Raw genomic sequence first — 4,397 nt, 5'->3', positions numbered from 1 at the left:
GATGGCGTCGGGTCAGTCAAATCATTTGTAGCTGATATACCGCTATCGCGAGCAGGCTCACTCCTACAGGGGAATGTGTTTATCCCTGAATCTTCGCTGATTATTCCGAGTCCGAACCCAAGGAAACCGTATGAGCCTGTCACTGCTGAGCCGCTACGCCTTCTTTGCCGTCTGTGTGATTTTCACTCTCGCCAGCCTGCCTTTCCTCGAACATGACTGGCTGTGGCCGATCACCGCTGTCACTGGCGTGCTCAGCCTGCTCGGGATCTTCGACCTGCTGCAGACGCGCCACGCGGTGCGCCGCAACTATCCGATTCTGGGCAATATCCGTTATCTGGTCGAAGGCATCCGCCCGGAGATTCGCCAGTACCTGCTCGAGTCCGACAGCGACGCCCTGCCCTTCTCCCGCGCCCAGCGTTCGCTGGTGTACTCGCGAGCGAAAAACGAGACCGCCGACAAACCGTTCGGTACCTTGATCGACGTCTATCAGTCCGGCTTCGAATTCATCGGCCATTCGATGCGTCCGGCGCCGTTGAGCGATCCGAACGGTTTCCGCGTCACTGTCGGCGGCCCGCAATGCACGCAGCCGTACTCGGCGTCGATCTTCAATATTTCAGCGATGAGCTTCGGCTCGCTCAGTGCCAATGCCATCCGCGCGCTGAACCAGGGTGCAAAACTCGGCAACTTCGCCCACGACACCGGTGAAGGCAGCATCAGCCCGTATCACCGCGAACATGGCGGCGACCTGACCTGGGAACTGGGCAGCGGCTATTTCGGCTGCCGCACCAGCGACGGCCGTTTCGACCCGGAGCGCTTCGCCGTGCAGGCACAGAACCCGCAGGTACGCATGATCGAAATCAAGATGAGCCAAGGTGCCAAACCCGGCCACGGCGGCATCCTGCCCAAACACAAGGTCACCCGGGAAATCGCCGAAACCCGCGGCATCCTGATGGGCGAAGACTGCGTTTCGCCCTCGCGCCACAGTGCGTTTTCCACACCGATTGAAATGATGCAGTTCATCCAGCAGCTGCGTGAACTGTCCGGCGGCAAACCGGTGGGCTTCAAGTTCTGTCTCGGCCATCCGTGGGAATTCATGGGCATTGCCAAAGCCATGCTGGAAACCGGCATCCTTCCCGATTTCATCGTCGTCGATGGCAAGGAAGGCGGCACTGGCGCAGCCCCTGTCGAGTTCACCGACCACATCGGCGTGCCGATGCGCGAAGGCCTGCTGTTCGTGCACAACACGCTGGTCGGCCTCAACCTGCGCGACAAGATCAAACTCGGCGCCAGCGGCAAGATCGTCAGCGCCTTCGACATCGCCAGCGTGCTGGCCATCGGCGCCGACTGGGCGAACTCCGCGCGCGGTTTCATGTTCGCCATCGGCTGCATCCAGTCGCAGTCGTGCCATACCAACAAATGCCCGACCGGCGTCGCCACCCAGGACGCCCTGCGCCAACGCGCTCTGGTGGTGCCGGACAAGGCCCAGCGCGTCTACAACTTCCACCGCAGCACGCTCAAAGCGCTGGCGGAAATGCTCGCGGCGGCCGGGCTCGAGCATCCGTCGCAACTGTCCGCCAAGCACCTGGTGCGGCGCATGTCGGCGACCGAGATCAAGTTGTTCTCGCAGTTGCACGTGTTCCTGAAACCGGGGGAATTGCTCACCGGTGAAGTGAATGGCGAGTTTTACTCGCGGATGTGGCAGATGGCGCGGGCGGACAGTTTTGAGCCGCTGGACGTAGTGGCCGCGTAGCGCTGGCGATCAACTCGCGCCCACCACAAAAAAAGCCCCGATCCTATGACCGGGGCCTTGTTTTTTTCAGCGACTGGAACTTACGAAACCGAACGCACCGTGTCTTGGGACACTTGGGTCGGCTGCAACTTGAACACGTAGAACAACACCGTCAGCAGAACCAGAAACGCAGGCCCTACATACAGCGCCACACGGGTATCGGGAAAGTACGCCATCAGGCCGACCACCAGCACCAGAAACGCCAGGGCGAAGTACGAGCTGACCGGGTACAGCCACATCTTGTACTTGAGCCCGGCACGTTCGCTGGCGCTCAGGCCTTTGCGGAATTTCAGTTGCGCCAGCAGGATCATCACCCAGGTCCAGATCGCGCCGAAGGTTGCGATCGAGGTAACCCAGACGAAGACTTTTTCAGGCACCAGATAGTTGAGCATTACACCCAGCAGCAACACCGCGATCGATAGCAGCAGCGCACGACGCGGCACGCCGTTGTTCGAGGTCTTGGCGAAACCGGCCGGGGCCTGGCCATTCTGCGCCAGGCTGTAGAGCATGCGCCCGGTGCTGAAGATGCCGCCGTTGCACGACGACAGCGCCGCAGTAATCACCACGAAGTTGATGATGCCGGCGGCGGTCTTGATGCCCAGACGCTCGAAGGTCATCACGAACGGGCTGCCCTGGGTGCCGATTTCATTCCATGGGTAGATCGACAGGATCACGAACAGCGCGCCGACGTAGAACAGCAGAATCCGCCAGAACACCGAGCCGATCGCGTCTGGAATGGTCTTTTGCGGATTCTTCGCTTCACCGGCGGTCAGGCCGATCATCTCGACGCCGAGGTAGGCGAACATGACCATTTGCAGGGACATCAGCACACCGGTGACGCCGTTGGGCATGAAGCCGCCGTGCGCCCACAGGTTGGAAATCCCCAGCGCCACGCCGTCATTGCCGAAACCGAAGGCAATGATGCCGACGCCGCCGAGGACCATGGCGATAATGGTGACGATCTTGATCAGGGCGAACCAGAACTCGAATTCGCCGAAGGCTTTGACCGCGATCAGGTTGATCGAACCCATGCTGATCAGCGCCGCCAGGGCCCAGATCCAGCGCGGCACATCCGGGAACCAGATGCCCATGTACACCGCCACGGCGGTGATTTCCGCGACGCAGGTCACCAGCCACAGAAACCAGTAGTTCCAGCCCGTGAGGAAGCCTGCCAGCGGACCGAGGTAGTCCTGCGCATAGCGGCTGAACGAACCGGCCACCGGGTTATGCACGGCCATTTCGCCGAGGGCGCGCATGATCACCAGAATCGCCAGACCGCCGAGAATGTAAGACAGCATGATCGCCGGGCCAGCCATTTCGATGGCCTTGGCCGAACCGAGAAACAGGCCGACGCCGATACAGGCGCCGAGCGCCATCAGGCGGATATGCCGTTCGCCGAGTTCGCGTTTGAGCGGACCGCCCTGGGCGGTATTGCCGTGAGGCAGAGGATTGCCGACTGGCATAGGGGTACAACCTCGTCTTGTTATTGGATATGACCGCCGGGTTTCGAAGCGTCGGCCGATAGGCCTAGGCGGGGCAGGAAACCGCGTCGGCTTCGTGGGCAGACGCATCAGCGGGCGTGCAGTATAAAAAGCTCCGGGCAGGATTTTTCACTCTATAAGTCACAACATTCAGCGACAACTCTCGGCAAAAGCCCGGTTTGCGGAGAGGGTTTACCTACGTCATGTAGGAATTTTCGCCGCCAAAAAAGGCGCCGAGTATTGCACAGTCATGGTGCAGCGTCATGTTGCCCGCATGGGTTGCACCGTTCGCATGGGGAGGGGACTTGTCGAATCGCCGCGCCTTGCCGCTTGGGGGCGTAGCAGTCGGAAACCTGACTGGCTGCAGCAGTTGGGACTGCTGCGCAGTCCAGCGGGAGCAAGCTCCCTCGCCACAGGGGATCGGGTTGTTTTGCCTTCCCGGAACTTGCCCGCGCGTTTAGGAGAATCGTCTGACAGGCTTCTCAGACTCGATTCAAGCAATCGGCAGCTAGGGTAAATAGGGAATCAATCATCAGGACGCAACGGAATGCGCAAATGCTTATATTCGCATCGACTTCGACGCGGGCGGTGCTCTGAGCCAGGACGCGCTTATCTGATCACGGTTGTCGTCTATCAACGCCGTCCGCTCTTCACCGATTGGAGAATCGGTCGTTTGCTGGTAGCGGAACTCAAGCGAGCCCAGGACCAGCAATGGGTCAAGTCGATCGCATGGGTAGTCATGCCGGATCATCTCCACTGGCTCGTGCAACTTGAAAACGCTTCGCTGGAGCGATTGATGCAAACCGTCAAATCCCGCAGCACGCTGACCATCAATCGCGCGCTGAACCGAACCGGGGCCTTCTGGCAAACCGGGTACCACGACCGCGCGATCCGAGACAACGAAGAGCTGCGCCCCTATGCGCGCTACATCATTGCCAACCCTTTGCGCGCCGGCCTGGTAAAGAAAGTCGCCGATTACCCACTTTGGGACGCTTGCTGGCTCTGAAACACCCCCTTGTGGCGAGGGAGCTTGCTCCCGCTCGGCTGCGCAGCAGTCGCAGAACCTGATTGCGCGGTGCATCAGGCAGATTGTGGTGGCATGGGTTGGGACTGCTGCGCAGTCCAGC

Annotated in this window: 3 protein-coding genes; 2 read left to right on the top strand and 1 reads right to left on the bottom strand. The window is 60.4% G+C overall.

Annotation, left to right across the window (positions count from 1 at the left end):
• Positions 1-130: 130 nt before the first annotated feature.
• A complete protein-coding gene (locus DCO47_RS25950) occupies positions 131-1,750 on the top strand; it encodes an FMN-binding glutamate synthase family protein (protein WP_116659223.1) in 1,620 nt (539 codons plus the stop codon).
• Positions 1,751-1,830: 80 nt separating this feature from the next.
• On the opposite strand, the gene DCO47_RS25945 is transcribed toward DCO47_RS25950, so the two are convergent.
• A complete protein-coding gene (locus tag DCO47_RS25945; protein WP_116659222.1) occupies positions 1,831-3,252 on the bottom strand; it encodes an amino acid permease in 1,422 nt (473 codons plus the stop codon).
• Positions 3,253-3,817: 565 nt separating this feature from the next.
• Here DCO47_RS25945 and DCO47_RS25940 point away from each other — a divergent pair.
• A complete protein-coding gene (locus DCO47_RS25940) occupies positions 3,818-4,276 on the top strand; it encodes a transposase (RefSeq protein ID WP_116659221.1) in 459 nt (152 codons plus the stop codon).
• Positions 4,277-4,397 lie beyond the last annotated feature (121 nt).

Source organism: Pseudomonas sp. NDM (assembly GCF_003105095.1).
Taxonomy (GTDB): Bacteria; Pseudomonadota; Gammaproteobacteria; order Pseudomonadales; family Pseudomonadaceae; genus Aquipseudomonas; species Aquipseudomonas moraviensis_A.
The sequence above is the reverse complement of the archived record's forward strand: the minus strand, read 5'-3'. Positions and strand labels throughout refer to the sequence as shown.

Coding starts and splice junctions, on each gene's coding strand:
- DCO47_RS25950 (WP_116659223.1), top strand. CDS start 131: ATGAGCCTGTCACTGCTGAGCCGCTACGCCTTCTTTGCCGTCTGTGTG.
- DCO47_RS25945 (WP_116659222.1), bottom strand. CDS start 3,252: ATGCCAGTCGGCAATCCTCTGCCTCACGGCAATACCGCCCAGGGCGGT.
- DCO47_RS25940 (WP_116659221.1), top strand. CDS start 3,818: ATGCGCAAATGCTTATATTCGCATCGACTTCGACGCGGGCGGTGCTCT.